The sequence below is a fragment of the Paenibacillus sp. FSL F4-0236 genome, assembly GCF_038000135.1.
Classification (GTDB): domain Bacteria; phylum Bacillota; class Bacilli; order Paenibacillales; family Paenibacillaceae; genus Paenibacillus_AQ.
This window is the reverse complement of record NZ_JBBOBK010000001.1, coordinates 6,607,164-6,624,212: the sequence shown is the minus strand read 5'-3', so window position 1 is coordinate 6,624,212 and position 17,049 is coordinate 6,607,164. Positions and strand designations below refer to the sequence as shown.

Here is a 17,049-nt window from a genome sequence, read left to right as displayed (position 1 = left end):
AGCATAATCGAGGTCATTTCCTCTGCATTCATTGTTCTTTCTAGACTGTTCTATAAATCGCCCACTTATTTCAGAAGCCTGCCATAGCGATACCCCATCACTAAGCCACCCTTCCTTTCCCGTTCCTCCTGCTTCCCTTTCCTCCTTCAACTCAGGCTCAAGAACACTGCTTACGTATTGCCCCCACTCCTTTGCCCCCCAGTTCCTCATTCCGTCCCTTTGTTTAAAATAATCGCGCAGCTTCACCGCCCACCCCAGCGGCAGCGCAGGAGATAATAAAACCAGCTTGTCCTCCGTTACTAAGCCTCTACCTTGACTCTCCAGCCCAGCGCCAGACCACCACCATCTATCTACTGTAAGATCTAAAGAAATCCAAACACTCCAGATCCCCCTACATTCCAAGGCATATACAGCAGCTCGCATAAAATCGGCCTCCTTTAAGTCTCACCATTAATCACTCTTGCCCACACCACTTTCCCAGCCTCTAACGCAAAAAGCACACTCCTCCATTTCTTGGAGAGTGTGCTTCACCCGTTACTCACATATTCACTTAAAATCTGTCGCGCTTTGATTCGCATCCCCTACTTCCTGCCATCCCCATAAAAGGCAACGAAACAGACTGCCCTGACAACCGCAAGTCTACCACAATCCCTTGTTGCTGCAACTCTTCTTCACTCACCTGAAAAGTGTACATAGATGTTGCAAGATCGATAGAGCAGCCACTATCAGCCAGCCTGGAAACAATTCCAAGGGTTCCATCGCTCGAGCCATCATCCATGAACGTTACTCGAAATCGTTTTCCGGTTAAAAAAGCTTGAAATGTCAGCGCCCGAATGTACCATTCCACAACAGATGCATGATTGCGGGTAATCAAAATATAATGAATCCATTTCACGGACTGCGGTGTCTGCCGCACCTTCTGCCGATTATGCAGCATATGAATAATCACTGCAGCGGATACATAAACAGCCGCAATCCATATCAACTGGGCTACCATGGAGATGCACCTCCTCTGTATACCAACACTATATGCCGGCTTTAAAAGGTCGGTGACTGCCCAGAGTTCCTATCAAGCATAAACGCCTTCGGCGTCCTTGCAAGGACGGTAAGCGTTTAAGCGAGAAATATAAGACATAAAGTATGGATTGAAACTTATACTTTCTTATATTTTAAAGGAACAAGCTGTGCTCTCCTTGAATTCATTCCTATATGTACCGTAAATCTGTAAATATTCTTATAAGGTTACCCAACCATATTTGATCGAGTTAATTACAGCTTGCGTACGATCATCAACTTCCATTTTTTGCAAAATACTGCTAACATGGTTTTTGACCGTTTTTTCACTAATAAACAAATACTCACCGATCATTTTGTTACTCTTACCTTCCGCCATCAGCCGCAGTACTTCTGCTTCACGACGTGTTAGAGGATTGTTGTCACCGGCCACAAACTTAACACCGGCTTCCTTCACTACCGTATCAGCAGCTACTCCAGTCTCATTAAGGTAAGTCATGCGCCGCAATTGATTGATTAGCTTTCCGGTAACCTTTGGATGAATAAAAGCGTGTCCCTCACAGACCGAACGGATCGCATTAATAAGGGATTCAGCCTCCATATCCTTTAATAAATAACCATTGGCACCCTTACGAAGGGTTTCAAACACATAACTCTCATCATCATGAATCGATAAAATAATTACCTTAACCTCCGGGAACATTTCCCGCAGTTTTTGAGTGGCCTCCACGCCATTCTCAATAGGCATATTAATATCCATCAGTACGATGTCTGGTTTAGTTCCGTTACAGAACTCTAATACCTGGATACCGTCACCACATTCACCGATGACTTCGATATCCTCCTCCATATTCAAAATACGTTTCAGCCCTTCACGAAAAAGCTGATGATCATCCGCCAAAAGAACTTTAATGGGCGTTTTAGTAGAGTTTAAGTTCTCCATCACATTACTCCTTCCCTTTCTCCACGTTCGTCGGAATGTGGATCACGATTGTTGTCCCCTGATTCTCGGCTGATATGATTTCCATTCTGCCTTCAAGCAGTTCTACACGTTCCCGCATACCTACTAGCCCGAAGCTTTCACGATTGCCCTGCGGATTTTTTAATTTCTGCACATTAAAACCTAATCCATTATCCTTAATCACAATCTTAATTAACTGCGCTTGGTAAGTAATCTCTACCAATACGAAACTCGGGTAGGCATGTTTAGCTGCATTAGACAAAGCTTCCTGGACCAATCGGTATACCGCTGCCTCCATGGCTGAAGATAGTCGATGTTCCTGACCTCTGGTTTCCAAGGTCGTCCTCAGCTTCGTCTTCTCCTCAAAATCATGCACATATTTCCGCAAAGTCGGAATTAATCCCAAATCATCGAGAGCCATCGGTCGTAAATTAAAGATGACCTTACGCATTTCTTCCAGGCTGTATCGAACCTGTCCTTTCAAATCTATTACTTCGTCCTGCACCAACCCAAATTCCTGCTTTACCAGCATTCTTTCTACAATTTCCGTCCTAAGGACTAGATTCGCCAGCATTTGAGCAGGACCATCATGAATTTCCCGGGCAATTCTCTTCCGTTCTTCCTCTTGAGCCAGGATTATCTTGAGTCCTATCATCTGTCTGTTCTTCGCAGATTCGACAATTCTCGTCACCTGACCTAGTTCTCCCGACAAATATTCGAGCACTACGCTCATTTGTGAACCAATTGACTCTGCGCGCTCTACAGAATTTTCGACACTGCGCACTCGCATTTGTAATTCATCACGTCTTGATCGAAGATAGACCTCTCGCTCACGCGTCATCATGAGTTCGAGCTGTAGCTCCGTAGCCTTCTCATAGGCAATACGGATATCCTTCTCCGAGTAGCGGACAAAGTCCCGGCTGACCTCTGTCAGCCGGATTCTGGAGCGGTGATACTGCAGCTCCAGCTTGTCTACTTTTTTCAATGTCTCATCCGTTTCGTCCATGACCCGCTGCAGTTCTTTGTTGAGTGCAGCAAGTTCATCACGCGCAACCTGCAATATTTCAAAAATCTGATACTTGCTGCTCTCCATCACGTCGATGGTATTTTTAATGACGCGATCAATCGCATCGGCTTGAAATTCCACGGATGCTTGCCCCTTTTCTATCGAATCGTTTTAAAGGTTTTCCTTTATATTAACATATCACGATTCGATAGTTACGGTCTTCGTTTTCTGTTCCCATTTTACAGTTAATCCTAGCTGTTCAGAAACTAGTCTTAACGGTACTAAAGTCCTACCTTGTAAAATGATTGGTGCTACTTCAGCACTCTGACGTTTACCGTTCAGCAGATATTCTTTTTTATTTACGGTAAGATCCAGTGCCTTGGCCCCGCGTAATACCATGATCTTCTTATTCACCTGATCCCAAGTAGCGCTGCCTCCGAAAGCATCAAGGACATACCGAATTGGCACATAAGTACTGCCGTCTTTTACAATTGGAGCTACATCAATAGCTTTCTTATTTCCGTTTACGGTCATTGCCTTCGAGCCAATGCTCATAGAAGCTGTCCCTTTTGGTAAGCCTGCATCACTGGAAAGTGAAGGCATTGTAAAGGTGATATTATCAAAGGCAACTGTACCCGTCTTCGCCCGTTCATCCTGGCCTTCTTCTACGTTGACTACATAGAGTCTCTTCAGTGTTGCTGGGAATTTAATGCCTGAGCCTGACAAGTCAATGTTAATGTTCTTCCAACCATTCCAATCGATGATCTTCGCAAGATCCACATAAGCTGTAGCTCCACTGTTGTCTACAAATTCAGCACGCAGCCAATTCAAGCTCATATCGCCCATCACATCAACCGACATCGAAGTTGCAAGTGCTGGAACTGTTTTACCGCTTGTACCATTAAGCTGAGCATAAGCATACATTTTGCCGCTACCAGCTGTCATATCATAACTGAGTGATAGAACCTTGGAGCCTACTCTTTCAGCCGTTCCATCCACTATCGTTGCAGTACCCTGTACCGCTGGAACATTGGTAGTAAAGTCGATTGGATAGCTTACTTTCTCGAAATCTTCCCATGTTGTAGCTGCTGCTGTTGATAATACAACCACTGCACTAAATCCATCATAACGGGCAATAGCATAACCTGTAGTAACCCCTGCATCAACGGCGTTTACAGTAAGCTTGCCATCTTTCACGGCTCCTTTAAAGCCTACAAACTCCCACTTCAGTGCTGAATCCGGAACATTGATAGTTGTTCCACTCTTCGTTGACGCTGTAACAGGGACAGACACAGTAGTTCCGGCTGTCAGTGGCGCTGTAGCTGTACCTACACTCATACTGGATAGATCATTGCCACCCAGAACTGTAACTGTTGTAGAGGCGCTTGCGGCACCGCTTTTAGCCGTTAAGGTAACGGTACCTGGCTTCACTGCCGTTACTTCACCTGCACTTACCGTTGCGCTTCCACCGCTTGATACCCAAGTAGGATTACCTGCTGCTACATCAATAGGGTTGTAGTACGTGTCATAACCTTTTAAAGAATACGTTGCCTTTTGTCCAACCAGTAGTGTGGAACTTCCGCTAATTTTGATCCCTTTCACTTCACCTTGCGGTGCGTTAGTGTAGACACCAAGCCCGTTAACGATGCTGCGTTGCTCTGTGCCATACTCTGTATTAAAAGTGAGTGTAGTAGAGGTTTCACCGAGGGGCCTGTCCACCATCGTTGTAGAGCCGCCTCCATCGAGATTAAGACCTTTCCAGACTCCAATATTCGTCATAAATGATTGCAGTTCGGTTAGAGACATCCCTGAACTATTGCCATTTTTCTCAGCAGCAATTATATATACATAACGTCCGTCTTGGGAATATCCTAAAGCCGTACGAGCACGATAGCCTCCAATGCTGCTAGTAGAACGAGAGAACGTTGCTGCTTTTCCGTTATTTACTAGAATCGTATGTCCGCCAATCATTGTTTCCAGATTCGCAGGATCTAACGATTGCTGTGTAGTCTTAGATTTCAGGGAATACACACTTGTTACAGGTTGTCCTACCGTCAAATGGGCAGTAACATATCGTGCGGCTAAGCCATGTGCCCGCAAAATATAAGCTCCCTTTGGAACCGCCATAGGAAGTGCAGCATTTTCAGAGATTTGAGTAACTATACCATTCTCAACAAGTACCTCAGTTGGAGTGGTGGAGCTATTTTTAGGACGATCAAGTGCAGTCCATACATCTGTGTAAATATACATAGCATTAGCATGACTATAAGTCGAGCTTCCGCCTTCAGGGCTATAAGCACCTTTATTGATACCTGAGATCTCAAACTGTGCGCCATCTGGCGCGGTTACCATCCCCTCGAAGCTGTACTCGTCAATAATAGGTTTGCGATCTTTTGTCACTGCAAAGGCATACATTCCATCCAATTGTGAAGGGGTAGACACCAGTACTCCACCTGATACTTGTCCACCGATCGGAGCACCCTCTCCACCTGTATTAAAATAATCGCCATTTACTGCGGCCACGGCTCCAGTTTCCTTAGCCATACCACCAGTACTTTGCCGTGTAGTCAGGTTTCCGCCTTTACCAGTCATCACATCTAAAGAAACATATGGATTGTTAAGATCTACTCGAATAACATCCGCTAGACCAGAAGCACTTGCCCCAGAACGTGTAGTAGTATATTTATATTTCATCATAATGGCGCCCGAAGTAATTACTTCTTCTCCCAGCTTACTCACCTTAAAAGGAGCTGTAGCTGCAGCCGCAATTGGTGCAGATCCCTGACCAAAAAGCATCATACCTTCACTGCCGATTACCGGCATAATCCATAACACACCAGCCAATGAAGCAGCAATCCACTTTTTAGTGGAAGATAATCTTATTCCCCGTACAACCTCGCTACTCTTCTTCTCCATGAAAACTTCATTCATTTCAACGTAACTCTCCCATCTCTTTTGTACTCTATCAGTCCATATCAATGTCTGGAAACTGGTTCCTATTTTTCTAGTACTCTTTTAATAGACTGAAAATAAGCCAAAAAGTTGCGAAATTGAGAGATTTCAAGCTTTATAGAGTCAAAACTGTCATAATTAGACGACAAAAAAAGCCCGGCATAATTGCCGGGCTTTACCAATTGTTTGGTTATCTATAAGAGTTGTTTACAAGTAATCAGCCTGTTTCAGCATCCGTTGTAACATCACGGCAGCTTGAGCACGGGTGGCATTGCCTTGGGGCCCAAATTCACTTACTGTCATGCCCAAAATAATCCCTGATTGCACTGCCTTTGCGACGAACTCCGCACTTTGATTCTGAATCTTTGCCTTATCCTTGAATCTTGCAAGTGTTGAGGCAGAAGTACCGCTTAGTGTAATAGGATGATTGGTATATTCCATCGCACGGATCATCATGATCGCCATCTGCTCGCGTGTTATATTATCATTCGGACGGAAAGTACCATCCGTATTCCCTGTAATAATTCCTGCCTTAGCCGCTGCACCAATATAATCTCCTGTTTGTGTGAAAGGCCGCACATCTCGGAAGCGTTGTGCTGTCTCACGATCTCCAAGCAAACCCAGACCCCGACTAAGCATAACAGCAAACTCAGAGCGGGTAATTTTTTTCTCCGGATTAAACGCATTGCCGTAGCTGCTATCGATAATACTCTTAGCGCCAAGCTCAGCTACAATCGCATTACTCCAGTGCTTACTCATATCCGTGAAAGTCCGGAGGGACAAGAAGGTCCCTAGCACCTGATTACCATTGGTTCGAGCACGAATAATCGTATAGCTGCCTACCGTACTGATTTTTGTGGGTAGATAAGCTGCATCGTCATAAGAAGGATCTAATCTGACTACAGATGTCTGCGCACTATTTAACGAGGAAGTAGTACGTACGGTGTATTCTCCTGGTACAGCCAGTGCCTTGGAATTCGAATTACTGCCGCCAACGATCGCCGTCACACGAACATCCATGAGACTAGTAACGGTTCGCATTCCCAACGTTTGCAGCTTTTGCTCAAAAGGTGTAAACGTGCCTGCTGGAACTTTATCCAAGCGAAACACGAGCGAAATATTTTTACTTTCCGAGTTCAGGCTGCTTGCAAGCCCGTTCATATCCATATCATTGAGCCCTACGCTAAATAGGTTATCTCCATGACGAATCATAAACTTAGTATTTTTATTACGATTTACCGCATCGAGCAATGGTTTTAGCGGAACGGATACAAAAGCTGCTTGCTCGGTGGAAGGAACTTCAAAAGCTAATATATCATTGTTCATCTTATTCAGATATTCATAACTTGCAGCTATTCGATCTGCGTTTATAGTATATCTTTTTACGGATTGATTGTATAAAGAACGGTCATCCACAATTTGTGAGGAGTCGCTCTTTATCAGTAGATACTCTTTTCCAAACTCACTCGTTGCAAGTGTTCCCAGATAGGATGGACGACTTCCAGATCCGGTGGTCACGCCGGTTAGATTCTGAACTGATAATGCTGAGAATGAGGATAGTATATTCCCACTCAAATCCTTAATCATACCGTTACCAGACATATAGGATAAGTCGACAGCTTGCCCGGTTTTTACAGCTGAGGATAATGTTATCTTCAGAATATTGCCTGAGATATAGTAGGATTGCACTCCTACGCTGCTGCTATCTGCTCTAACTCCGAACTGATTGGTGAAGAGGGAACCGGATGCCTGCATATTTTTTGCAAAAGTAACTGTTAGCTCGTCACCCGACACGGCCGCTGAATTAATCTCCGGAACAGTGGTTCCGCTATTCTCCGAAATGGATACAGGCTGCAAGTTAATATACGCCGCTCGGTTTCCATTCAAATCGCTCACCCCGGCAGAACCCGGCACATAAGATATGGTCACATTCTGATTCAACGTCAGCGCTTTCTGAAGCGTTAAAGTAACCTGAGTGCCGCTGACCGATACATTAGTTACATAATTAGGCGTGCTGCCCACTAACACAGAGAATTGGCTATTCAGTGGGAGATTGGTTGTAGACAAGCCTTCATTATAATTCAGAATGATTTTAGTGCCGCCTCCGGTTGCACTTTGAAACACTGGCGCAATCGTATCGTTACTGTTACGGATATTGAAATCAGTAAAGTCCGCAATATTTTGTCCATAAGAATTTTGCAAAGGATAAGAACCTGCATAATAGGATACCCGAACATTCTGTCCATTTGATGCTTCACTAGCCAATGTTAAATATACTGTATTACCACTGGAACTGATCGAGTTGACCCCAAGTGAGCTTCCATCTGCAGTCACTGAGAACTGGTTATGAGCGTAATAGGAAACTGATTTTAGTGTATCGTTAAAGTTTAATACTACGGATCTCCCTGTGATTCTCCCATCTTTAGGTGTCGGCATGGAGGACTCGATGGAGTTCGTGATCTGTTTAGAGCTAAAAGTGCTCGCCGCATTTCCGCTTGGATCCTGAATCGTCCGCAGTCCGCCATTATAGCTGACCTTTACAATCTGCCCAACAGCTACTCCTGTACTCAGCACCAGATAAGCGCTGTCTCCCTGAATATAGACGCTTTCAATCGCTCGATTCTCGTCATTCACCGTAACTCCAAAGCTTGAGGTCAACAACGCTATGGATGAATTAAGCGACTCATTATATTTCAGACGAATCGTTCGGTTATTCTCAAGCTGTGCAGATGTGAGCTGTGGAGCAGTTTTGTCCAGAGACAAGGTCTTGAAGCTCCATGAATTCTTACCACTTAATCCTTCATATAGAACGTTGGCATCACTTGCGTCTACAAAAGCCCCTTTAGCGATATCAATGTAATAAGTTGAATCACTATCTAACGCTACAGAAGGTGTGATTATAAATTCTTTAGCTGTAGTGGTACTCCGAGTAACGTTAACCGGCACCTGAGATCCTCCGCTTTTATATAGAGCCACACCATTGACCACTGCACTGTTATAATTCACATCCCGATTAAAAGCGATCGAAAAGGATCTGTTGTTAGCAATAGATTCACTTCGATCAGATGGATTCAAAGCACTTACGCCAAGTCCAGTCAAAGATACCGTTGTGAAGGTCCAAGTGTACGGGCCCGAGGCAGGAAATACATTTCCATCTTGATCATAAAAAGCACCCTGGGGGATCGTAACTGTATATTGTGTGCCGTTTAGCAGAGGTGAGGCTGATGACGCTGGATTCAATGTTATGGTTCTGCTGCTTCCTCCAGTAACGGCTGGGGAGTTCACATCAAGCCATCTCGTTCTGGCATCGTTAGCAGCCCCTGGGGACACCGTAATATAACCTGATGCAGGCATCATAGGACGGTCAAAAGTGAGCTGTAGCGCTCCCGTGGTAGATATACCACCTGCACCGTTAGCCGGTGATGGGGTTACTGGAATTTCAGCTACACCTTTCGTAGAAAAACTCCATACATTCCCACTAGAAATACCAGCAAACGTTCGATTATCAACATCTTTAAAAGCGTAGGCATCTATTAGAACATAATAACTTCCTCCGGCTGCCAAAACTTTCTCCAACGTTAATTTAACTGTGGTAGAGTTTGCATCAGTTTGAACGTTAACTCTAGTGTCATCATCCTTTATTCTGAACTCTTGCACTGTTGTATTATCTGCTGAGGACAAGATTCTAATAGAGCCCCCACCTTTTAACAGCTGCTTATTTAGTGTCAGACTAAGTTCCTTTAAACTCCCGGCATCTACTCTTGCATTACTAGCCGGTGAAAAGTTGCCTGCCGTGATAGCCGTATTACTCTCGGGAGCGGTGGTAAATACCCATGAAGTAAGTCCTGATTCATTACCCTCGTTATCTTTGAACAATCCTTTGGGAATTGTGACCGTGTATGCCTTATTCGGAGTGAATTGTTGGTTTGGCCCTAATTTAAGCTCGTAATCTTTTGAACTACCAATTAAACCATAACTACCAATAGGAATCGTCACAAAAGGTGTACTATCACCCTGACCCGTGATGGTAATTTCTCCAGCCTGTGGGTTTACTTGACGATCAAAGCTTAATTTAAGAGATGACCCGATATTTACATAGGTTGCTCCAGGTGCTGGCGACACACTAATGCCAAATTCCGCTGCAGCATGTACTGCCGATATTCCAATTCCGATAGAAGGATACCCTGCTCCAAGTACCAGTTCTCCCGCTAGAAAAATTGCCGTCCATATTGAAATTTTTCTTTTCATGCCGTGATAGACTCCTCTCAAACCATACTAACGTCTTTATGTATATTCTTATATTTCGGTTAAAGGGCTTACAAAGTTTAGTAGTCTACTTCTCTATGATTAGAATCAATCCTAATTCTGCCCATTACATAAAAATAGCCCGCAGAGCTGACACTAAGTGCCAACTTGCGGGCTTAACGAATTATAAGAACATATAATTAACTACAATCCTGCTTGACCTCTGAGTAATTCCGCTTTATCTACGCGTTCCCAAGGAAGATCAACATCAGTCCGTCCAAAATGGCCGTATGCTGCAGTCTGTCTATAAATTGGTTTACGTAAATCAAGCATGGAGATAATACCCGCAGGGCGAAGATCAAAGTTGTTGCTGATCAGTTGAACCATCTTTTCCTCACTGATTTTACCTGTTCCGTATGTATCCACATTAATCGAGACAGGAGTAGCCACACCAATGGCATAAGCAAGCTGGATCTCACATTTATCAGCTAGACCCGCAGCTACAAGATTCTTCGCCACATAACGAGCAGCATAAGCCGCAGAACGGTCCACTTTAGTTGGATCCTTACCAGAGAATGCGCCGCCGCCGTGACGAGCGTATCCGCCATACGTATCAACGATAATCTTCCGTCCAGTCAGACCGGCATCCCCTTGAGGACCACCAATCACAAATCGTCCTGTTGGGTTAATAAAATATTTAGTTTCAGTATCAAGCAGTTCCGCAGGAACAACCGGCATAATTACATGCTCTTTAATATCTGCTTGAATTTGTTCAAGAGAAATTTCTTCCGCATGCTGTGTAGATACTACGATAGCATCCACGCGCACAGGCTTCTCATCTTGATACTCGATCGTAACTTGTGTCTTCCCGTCAGGACGCAAATATTCCAAAGTTCCGTTCTTACGAACTTCAGATAAGCGACGAGCAATACGGTGAGACAATGCGATCGGTAACGGCATCAGTTCAGGTGTCTCATTCGTAGCAAAACCGAACATTAAGCCTTGATCACCCGCACCAATATTTGCCGTTTCTTCAGCCAATTGTGCTGGATCACGGTGCTCGAGAGCAGAGTTTACACCTTGAGCAATATCAGCTGACTGCTCGTTAAGTGAGCTCAATACTGCACAAGTATTATAATCGAAACCATATTTTGCACGAGTGTAGCCAATTTCTTTAATGGTATTGCGTACGATGGCAGGAATATCTACATACTCAGATTTAGTACTGATTTCCCCGATCACCAAAACAAGACCAGTTGCTACTGCTACTTCGCAGGCTACACGTGCATTTGGATCATTAGCTAAAAACGCATCCAATACCGCATCGGAAATCTGGTCACAGATTTTATCCGGATGCCCTTCCGTCACGGACTCAGAAGTAAACAAATGACGCCCTTTAATAGACAAGTATAACAACCTCCCTTATGGTTAGTCTGACACTGTATAAGGAGTTCCTTAATAATCACAGGCCAAATTAATAAAAAAATATAAAACAAAGAAACTCAGGGGCCTGTTCTTTTTATGAAGGATGATTGCAGTATTTCATGTTTATATTCACTAAACTCTTCAAAAAAATGAACCTTTCCCATATGGAAAAGGTCTAAGGCTTTCCTCAAAAGTCATATTATCTTATTTGGGAGGTGGTGTCAATTACTCCGAAGCCCCTCCATCACAGTATAAATATTGATTCCACGGTATTAAAAAGAAATATCAGATAGGATTAATAAGAATTCTTTCACCCCTGATATTATTAAAGAAGAGACTGTTCTGCTTGCTTAATGAGTCTCTTCGTGATTTCTCCGCCAACAGAGCCATTATCTCTTGAGCTAAGATGTCCAAGATACTGGCTACGGCCAGAACCACTACCTCCTATTGCTCCTAATTCAGAAGCAAACTCCGTGTCTGCTCCGCCTCCATAATGCGCTCCATATAAACCAAATTCAGCTGCAATTTCATATTGCATTTGCTTCAGCATTGCCCGACTTTCCGGTACCACTGTACGATTGTTACGTGCCATGTTACAGCACCTCCTGTGAATTTGTAAGATTACAGGAATATTGTGCGTACAACATCTACTCTTCAATCGCGCCAATGATTTGTAACTTTGGAAATCAGTTTGAAGGTATGATTAAGTACTTTTACGGGCATTATGAATATATATTATTACAAATTATTTTAGTGTATATCCACCACGAACCATGACAACAAGCCCAAGAGTTTGTCCTGATTGCACAGTAATACCACGACCATCACGAGGGAAAGATAATAAATGGTTAGTCGGCGCAGCTACTCCATTGGCAAGATCTTTACCATCCGTTAAATCAGCAACACCATTTGCATCCTGAGAGTAGATAACCGCTTTACCCGCACGAACGATAAATTCAGCGCCTGCGGAAGCAATTAAGGTTTGTCCTGGTTTTACATCGACAATTACGGATTCATTACTGCTAGTAGTCGGGTTTGTTGTAGCTGTTGGAGCTGAGCTTGGACTCGGAGTAGCTGTAGCTACTGGAGCTGTACCTGTACCACCTGTAAGTGCTTTCTGAATTTGCTGATCAACATAGCTTTTGGTAACCACAGGGTCATCTGCTGTTCCAGGCTGTGAACCCACACCTGCACCTTCAGCAGTAACATTCAACAGTGATCCAGCCCATACACCACCAGCCAGCAATACAGCTGCTGTTGATACTTTCCATACCGATTTCAATGAAGTTCCTCCTCTTATGGGGGTAAAAACCTATAAAAAAAGAATAGCCTCCGAAGAGGCTATTCTGTGCTTCGGTAATCGGAGATTACTTAGCGGAGATTTCTGTTTCACCTTTGATAACGTTGTAATCAGTATCAATAAGTTTAGCGTCTTTAATGACTTTAACTACGATTCTGTTAACATCATTACTATTAAGGTCAAGTACTTCGTTTGTTGTTACTTTGTTGTCGATGGCATGTTTTTTGAACTTAACAGACCATTTGCCTTTGTCAGAACCATACTCAATCTTAGTGATTGAAACGATATCGTTTTGATCAACAGCGGTTGTATCGGAGTTGATGAAGAATTTCAGGTCTCTCAACATATCAACTTGAGTAGTCTTCTCGTTCAGATCCTTAGTGAATCCGAGGATCAGTTCAGTAGAACTACCGCTGGATACTACAGCAGAAGTGAAGACTGGAGCAATTCTGCTAGTCAACTTACCTGTTTTCTTAGAAGCGGAACCATCAATTGGGTTGCCCGCTACATCAGTAACACCATTAACTACGAATTCATAGTTATCAGTCTTCTCAACACTGGAGCTTGGAATGTGTACATATGCACGAGCATAAGTTGGGTTAGTTGCACTTTCAATCTTCGCACCACTAGCATTTAAAGTATCGATAGTTACGAAAGATCCTGCAGGTAGACCTTTGTTACCTAATGTGTAACTATTGATATCTTGCATAGAAGCACTATTCAAGCCACCTGCATCATACAGATTGACTTCGATTGTGATATCGCCATAAGTTGATGTTCCTACAGTCAGTTGGCTATCTTTGAACACGATGCCACTGTTATCAGCATTGAAGCTGTACAATGCTGGTACAGTAGTATCATTCGAAGCACTACCGATAGAAACAGTCAATACAGTTGCAGTGGACTCATTACCCGAGAAGGACTTATCTTTGAATAGTCCTTGTGGCAAACGTACAGAGTACGATCCAGCAGGAACATTCACGCCAGTCAATGTAAATGTTTTGCCGCTTCCCACTACGCTACTAGCGCTGTGTGTCAATTTAGTGGAATTACCATTTTTATCGTTGATCAGGTATACATCACCTTTACCATTATAAACGACATCTTCGGAGAATTTAAGAACAAGACCTTTATTAGTTGCAGTAGTTGTGTAAGTTGCAGTAGTTACTGTAGGAGCTACTGTATCCTTAGTAAAGGTGATATCTTTTTTAGTTTCAGTTCCTAGGATGTTACCCAGAGTATCCTTCACTGTTGCTCCGAAAAGAACTGATCCAGTAAATGTACCAGAGCTAGGGAAGCTGCTCAAAGGAGTTTCCAAAGTGAACTTCTTACCATTGTCAGAAGTAACTACACGGAAAGTACCTTGGCTTTCACCTACAGCGTTAAGCAAACGAACATTACCTACTAGGGAAGCACGCTCAACGGTTTTATCGAATTCAACTTCGACAAATTTGTCGCTGATAGCTGTTACGCTCTTAATTACTGGAGCAGCTACATCAGACACTACAGTAACTGTAGTTTTGATTGGGTTAGGGTTAGCTACATTACCAGCATAGTCAGTAACGTTTGTAAGCGATACGTCATAAGTCTTACCGCTTTCCAAAGTATCTGCAGTCAATTTGAACTCAGTGTAAGTGTCATTTTGAACAGATACAGAAGCACTCTTACCATTTACGTAAGCAATAATACCAGTTGTTTTAACCGGCTCGCTGAATTTAACATAAACATCTTTAGTTGTTGCTTTAGCAGTGGAGCTAACAGATGCAACAGTTGGTGCAACTGTATCAGCTACAGTCAACAACGAAGTGAATGCAGGAACCTTTTCACCAGCAGTAGTAGCCACAGCGTCACTTACAACAACTGTGTAGTTACCTTTAAGTGCTTTAACGCCCGGCAAAGTAATTACAGCTTCAGTGTTGTCTGCATTGAAAGAAACATTTGCATTAGCAACTTCATCTTCTTTGTTGCCAACCTTAGTTACTTTTACAACGCCATCGATAACTTTACTGGACTCAGCCAAAGTATCAGTATCGATCGAACGGTTGAATTTAACTACAACTTGCTTAGCATTTGGAGCTTCTACAGAAACAACCTTAGGAGCTGCCAAAGTTACTTTAGTAGTGTAGTCGTGATCGTTGTGCTTGAAGTTAATTGTAGTTTCAACGCCTGCTACAAGAGCAGTAGTCAATTCAACAGTTGTAGTAGTTTTGTCAGAGAAAGTAACAACTACTTTAGTTGGGCTTACTGCTTCAGCAGAAGCTACAGTAGGAGCTGCTGTCAGTTGATCAACTGCATAAGCTGTTTCAACTACCAAAGAACGGCTAGCGTTAGCTTTGAAGTTAGTGTCTTTAGCAATCAGACCAGCATTGATTACTGCTTGAGCATAACCTTTAGCCCATGCAGATGCAGTGTTGTCAGTTGTAGCTGGTGTTTCAAGTTTCAAAGCGCGGAACAATACAGCCGCTACTTCTTCAACTGTTACTTTACCATTGTAGTCGAAGATACCTTTAACAGTATCTTTACCTTGCATCAAGTTAGCTGCAGTAACAGCTTCGATGTAAGGAACTGCCCAGTTCTTAGCGTTGTAACCTTTGTCTTTGTAAGACAATTTGTTAGTTACTTCAGTAAGATCGAACAATTTAGTAACGATCTTCGCGAATTCAGCGCGAGTAAGATCTTTTTCAAGGTGAGCTTGACCATCTGGGTACCCATTGAGAATACCTTTTGCTGCCAAAGCGTCAAATTTTTGTTGCGGGGTTGTTGCTGCGTCACCAAACGCTACAGAGGCAAACATCGAGAATGCCATTGCTGTAGATAATGCTACGGATAAAATTTTCTTCATAACCTTTTTTTCTCCTCCTTGGACGTTCATAAACTGAGATTTTTCTTTAGTTGAGTAGCTCGTGTCACTCATTAGCCGATGCACCCCCTTTCCAGAGTTGAGCAAATTAAGTATAAATAATGTCTGTGACGGGTATCACAGAAACTGGTAAACAATGATCAGGACATGACAATACTAGATTCCTAATTATACCTAAGTATTATACAATGTGCCTCAAGTCACGTAAAGCTAATTTTTCCATTTTGTAAAATTCGCTTTACCACCGGTTAATTTCAACTGCCTGTGTAAATGACTCTACACCTTAAACGCAGAAGATTTGGAAAAGTTGCGGTTTCTCAAAAAAATCTTTTCTTTTTTTGTTTCCCGGTACAATCCCAATAGAAGATACATATGTATGTTCTACTAACTATTGTTAATCATGGGTTGCCACGGAAAATAGTATACCATAGTCGTTTTCTAAACGTCATTATGCAATATTTACTAAGTATCATTAACACTAGTGCCATTTATTTAAACATTCCTACAAATTTTGAGTATGCAGAAGAGGATCTCCTTGATTTCTCAAATCACCGTACGGCGATTATATGAGGTTCTCCTTTTGAGACTCGCCCCAGTTCTAAAGCTGTAACCTAGAAAATTTTTCTTCTAGGTTCCGATCTAACTCGCTCATTCTTCGTTAGCCTTCTGTTTCATTCTTGCATCGATGATTCTTAAGCTAATGAATACTACTTACCTTCACCTCGCGAAGCTTCCCATACAGATAACATCCATGCAGAACGCAACAAAAAAGCGCCGTTGCCGGCGCTTGCTTCTATTACAGTAGGGTCTAACGAATCTTCATAGATAACTGGATCAATTCCTGACGCTTTTCAGGACTTGAGTTTACATTGTCATACATTGCATCAATAGCTGCACGATTCTCTCGGTAGCTCTTCTCATGTTTGATTGTAGTATGAGACCATTCGATCAGGGCATTCTCAGCCACAACAAGCTCGTTGTATGAATCATGGAATCCTGTAGCCTGCACAAGCTCCTCCATGACCTCTTGTGTAATTTCCTGTAGTGCCCGTTTAGCCGCAATTTCCTTTTCTAACACTTTTGCTCTATTCTCAAACATATTCTTGGCTTTCATGTAATCCAACTGTGCTTTTGCTAAAATCGGTTTCATGGTTGGCTTTCACCTTTCAGAAAATAATATTTTCTACGTTATTGTATCGTAAATCGGCGCAGATTACAAAGATGTCTAAATGGTAATTTAAGCTGTATACATCCACGTGCTCTTCAAAACTTTGCATTTTTCTTTT

At 42.9% G+C, this 17,049-nt stretch carries 10 protein-coding genes; all 10 read right to left on the bottom strand.

The window, feature by feature from the left end:
• Positions 1-550: 550 nt before the first annotated feature.
• Entirely contained in the window at positions 551-997 is a 447-nt protein-coding gene (locus NSQ29_RS29490; protein ID WP_076285666.1) for a glycosyltransferase family A protein, read from the bottom strand.
• Between the two features lie 237 nt (positions 998-1,234).
• Positions 1,235-1,957, bottom strand: coding sequence for a response regulator (locus tag NSQ29_RS29485; protein ID WP_042131342.1), 723 nt, complete (start codon positions 1,955-1,957; stop codon positions 1,235-1,237).
• Positions 1,958-1,961: 4 nt separating this feature from the next.
• A complete protein-coding gene (locus tag NSQ29_RS29480; protein ID WP_042131343.1) occupies positions 1,962-3,122 on the bottom strand; it encodes a sensor histidine kinase in 1,161 nt (386 codons plus the stop codon).
• Between the two features lie 57 nt (positions 3,123-3,179).
• Complete coding sequence (locus tag NSQ29_RS29475; protein WP_341126660.1) at positions 3,180-5,912, bottom strand: stalk domain-containing protein; 2,733 nt, start codon at positions 5,910-5,912, stop codon at positions 3,180-3,182.
• A gap of 228 nt (positions 5,913-6,140) precedes the next feature.
• The gene (locus NSQ29_RS29470; protein WP_341126659.1) at positions 6,141-10,181 is read right to left on the bottom strand and encodes an Ig-like domain-containing protein; all 4,041 of its coding nucleotides are present in this window, start codon (positions 10,179-10,181) and stop codon (positions 6,141-6,143) included.
• 201 nt (positions 10,182-10,382) lie between these two features.
• Complete coding sequence (metK, locus tag NSQ29_RS29465) at positions 10,383-11,585, bottom strand: methionine adenosyltransferase (protein ID WP_339799151.1); 1,203 nt, start codon at positions 11,583-11,585, stop codon at positions 10,383-10,385.
• A 343-nt stretch (positions 11,586-11,928) separates the two neighbouring features.
• On the bottom strand, positions 11,929-12,195 hold the full coding sequence (locus NSQ29_RS29460) for an alpha/beta-type small acid-soluble spore protein (RefSeq protein WP_076285662.1): 267 nt from the start codon (positions 12,193-12,195) through the stop codon (positions 11,929-11,931).
• A 153-nt stretch (positions 12,196-12,348) separates the two neighbouring features.
• Positions 12,349-12,885, bottom strand: coding sequence for a hypothetical protein (locus NSQ29_RS29455; protein ID WP_234530610.1), 537 nt, complete (start codon positions 12,883-12,885; stop codon positions 12,349-12,351).
• Positions 12,886-12,970: 85 nt separating this feature from the next.
• Positions 12,971-15,745: a hypothetical protein gene (locus NSQ29_RS29450; protein WP_341126658.1), complete on the bottom strand. Its 2,775-nt coding sequence runs from the start codon at positions 15,743-15,745 to the stop codon at positions 12,971-12,973.
• 826 nt (positions 15,746-16,571) lie between these two features.
• A complete protein-coding gene (locus NSQ29_RS29445; RefSeq protein ID WP_042131350.1) occupies positions 16,572-16,913 on the bottom strand; it encodes a hypothetical protein in 342 nt (113 codons plus the stop codon).
• Positions 16,914-17,049: the final 136 nt, after the last annotated feature.

Bases quoted from the DNA above. Each gene is read 5' to 3' on its own strand.
- NSQ29_RS29450 (WP_341126658.1), bottom strand. From the start codon at position 15,745: ATGAAGAAAATTTTATCCGTAGCATTATCTACAGCAATGGCATTCTCG.
- NSQ29_RS29490 (WP_076285666.1), bottom strand. From the start codon at position 997: ATGGTAGCCCAGTTGATATGGATTGCGGCTGTTTATGTATCCGCTGCA.
- NSQ29_RS29445 (WP_042131350.1), bottom strand. From the start codon at position 16,913: ATGAAACCGATTTTAGCAAAAGCACAGTTGGATTACATGAAAGCCAAG.
- NSQ29_RS29485 (WP_042131342.1), bottom strand. From the start codon at position 1,957: ATGGAGAACTTAAACTCTACTAAAACGCCCATTAAAGTTCTTTTGGCG.
- NSQ29_RS29470 (WP_341126659.1), bottom strand. From the start codon at position 10,181: ATGAAAAGAAAAATTTCAATATGGACGGCAATTTTTCTAGCGGGAGAA.
- NSQ29_RS29460 (WP_076285662.1), bottom strand. From the start codon at position 12,195: ATGGCACGTAACAATCGTACAGTGGTACCGGAAAGTCGGGCAATGCTG.
- NSQ29_RS29475 (WP_341126660.1), bottom strand. From the start codon at position 5,912: ATGAATGAAGTTTTCATGGAGAAGAAGAGTAGCGAGGTTGTACGGGGA.